A 1,033-nucleotide genomic window follows, 5' to 3' on the forward strand; every position below is an offset into this window, starting at 1 on the left:
GCGTCGGCCTGGCCGGGGTGCCCGGCGAGCGTGGGGGCCTGGGCGTCGGCGAACCAGGCCAGGGCGCCGTCGGCGCCGGTGTCCCGGGCGGTGTCCTCGGAGCCGGCCTTGGCGACGCCGGCCACACGGAAGTCCTGCTGCCCGGCGGCGGTCTGCAGCACGACGGTGTCGCCGACGGCGGCCTTCGCGGCGCGGGCCGTACCCGCGTCGAGCACGACTTCGCCCTCGCGGGGCGCGGAGCCGGTGGTCAGCGCGGTGCCGGTGAAGGTGTGCGAGCCCCATCCGTGTGCGGTGAGCACACCGCCCGGAACGGGCAGTTCACGGGCGCCGGAGCCCGCCTCGGCGTCGGCCGTGCGCACCGGGAAGGTGAAGTCGGGGACGGCGGTGGCCACGTCCGGCGCCCTGGCGGCCTTCGCCGCCAGCCCGACGTCCAGCCGCGCGGTGTCCGGCAGCGGGACCGCCTCCTTCTCGCGGTCCTCGCCGCTGCCCGTGACGACGTACTCGTACTGGTCCGCCGCCGCGACGGCAGGCGCCTTCGCGTACCGTTCCGGCGGCACCGACGCGCGCAGGCCGGTCTCGAGCAGGATCCCGCAGGCCGAGACGATCAGTGCGGACATCAGCAGCGCGAGGAAGGTCCCCGCGAAGGACGCGGGCTTGAAGCGGACGGCCTCACGGGCGAGTCCGTTGGGGCACCTCATGCTGTCGCACCCGCCATCTGGCCCGCGCGGGAGCTACGGGAGGTGAGCAGGGCCATCCGCGCCGCGATCTGCTCCGCCGAACCCTGCTCGAGGTGATCGGCGAAGGCGCCGTCGGCGAGGAACAGCACGCGGTCGGCCCAGGCGGCCGCGGCCGGGTCGTGGGTGACCATGACGACGGTGGCGCCGAGGGTGTCCACCGCGTGCCGGAGCAGGCCGAGTATCTCGGCGGCGGTGCCGGTGTCGAGGGCGCCGGTGGGCTCGTCCGCGAACACCACGTCGGGGGTGGTGACCAGGGCGCGGGCGACGGCCACGCGCTGCTGCTGGCCGCCGGAGAG

General features: G+C 76.1%; 2 protein-coding genes. Both read right to left on the reverse strand.

Going from position 1 to position 1,033, the window contains the following annotated elements; genetic code table 11:
- A partial coding sequence (locus HW445_RS32390; protein ID WP_374939739.1) for an ABC transporter permease occupies positions 1-698 on the reverse strand: 698 nt, incomplete at its 3' end.
- Positions 695-1,033 (reverse strand): ATP-binding cassette domain-containing protein (locus HW445_RS32395; RefSeq protein ID WP_180224311.1); only part of this gene is annotated, 339 nt, incomplete at its 5' end. The genes HW445_RS32395 and HW445_RS32390, both read right to left, overlap by 4 nt.

This window comes from Streptomyces sp. UH6 (assembly GCF_013421635.1).
Taxonomy (GTDB): domain Bacteria; phylum Actinomycetota; class Actinomycetes; order Streptomycetales; family Streptomycetaceae; genus Streptomyces; species Streptomyces abyssomicinicus.